Genomic DNA, 1429 nt, shown 5'->3' with positions numbered 1-1429 from the left:
GATGGCGTCCCGCTGTGTGGTGTAGCCGATCACGGTTGAGGTGTGCGCTGGCTCGCTCCCGGGGCGCACACCTGCGAGGGATTCACGCTCCCTGAGCATGAGTCAGCCACCGTGCAACTCTCCGTAGTGAACGGCCAGTTCAATGCGGGAGGTACACGGTGGCCCTGTCCCAGTCTGACCTACTTCGCCTGCTGGAGTCACTACGCTCGGCAGACGGACTCGAACTCGTCCGCGGGGTGGCCGAGCGGATGCTCCAAGAGCTGATCGAGGCCGAGGCCACCGCGAGGATCGGCGCCCAGTGGAACGAGCACACCGAGACGCGCACCGCGTTCCGCAACGGACACCGCGACAAGACGCTGACCACCCAGGCCGGCGACCTGGACCTGGCCATCCCCAAGCTGCGGTCGGGCAGCTTCTTCCCCGCGCTGCTGGAGCGGCGCCGCCGCATCGACCAGGCCCTGTACGCGGTCATCATGGAGGCCTACGTCCACGGCGTGTCCACCCGCTCGGTCGACGACCTGGTCAAGGCCCTGGGCGCGGACACCGGCATCTCCAAGAGCGAGGTCTCGCGGATCTGCGCCGACCTGGACGGGCAGCTGACCGCGTTCCGCAGCCGGTCACTGGACCACGTCCGGTTCCCGTACGTGTACCTCGACGCGACCTACTGCAAGGCGAGGGTCGAGCACCAGATCGTCTCCCGGGCCGTGGTGATCGCCACCGGGATCACCGAGGACGGAGGCCGCGAGGTCCTGGGGGTGATGGTCGGCGACAGCGAGACCGAGGTGTTCTGGACCCAGTTCCTGCGATCCTTGCGCGAACGCGGTCTGACCGGGGTCAAGCTCGTCATCGGCGACCACCACTCGGGGCTGGTCAAGGCCATCCGCAAGGTCATGCTCGGGGCCGCCTACCAGAGATGTCGCGTTCACTTCCTGCGCAATGTCTTCAGCGTGATCAACAAAGAGGCGGCGGAGATGGTCGCCGCGACGATCCGCACGATCTTCGCCCAGCCCACCGCCGACGCGGTCCGCACCCAGCTCGACACCGTCGCCGACATGCTCGGCAATCAGTTCCCCAAGGTCAAGGCGATGCTGCTGGAGGCGAAGGACGACCTGACCGCCTTCGCCGTCTTCCCGGAGCGACATTGGAAGAAGATCCAGTCGACGAACCCGCTGGAACGGATCAACCGCGAGGTCAAGCGCCGCACCGACGTCGTCCAGGTCTTCCCGAACGACGACGCGCTGCTGCGGCTGGTCACCGCCGTGCTCTTCGAGCTCCATGACGAGTGGATCGCCTTCCCCCGCCGCTACCTGCCCGAGGGCAGCATGGACCAGCTCTACCCCACCAAACTCCCAGAAAGCGCCCCCGCGCTACCCAACACCACCAACGCGCCCGCTGATTGATCGGCTACACCACGAAGGGGGACATGACC

The 1429-nt window shown here is 66.8% G+C and carries 1 protein-coding gene; it reads left to right on the top strand.

Annotation, left to right across the window (positions count from 1 at the left end; translation table 11 throughout):
- The first annotated feature begins 158 nt into the window (after window positions 1–158).
- Window positions 159–1400, top strand: coding sequence for an IS256 family transposase (locus tag ACZ38L_RS39525; protein WP_465703003.1), 1242 nt, complete (start codon window positions 159–161; stop codon window positions 1398–1400).
- Window positions 1401–1429 lie beyond the last annotated feature (29 nt).

Source organism: Kitasatospora sp. NPDC024654 (assembly GCF_055559155.1).
Note: the sequence above shows the minus strand (reverse complement) of the source record. Positions and strands in the feature narration are given on the sequence as shown.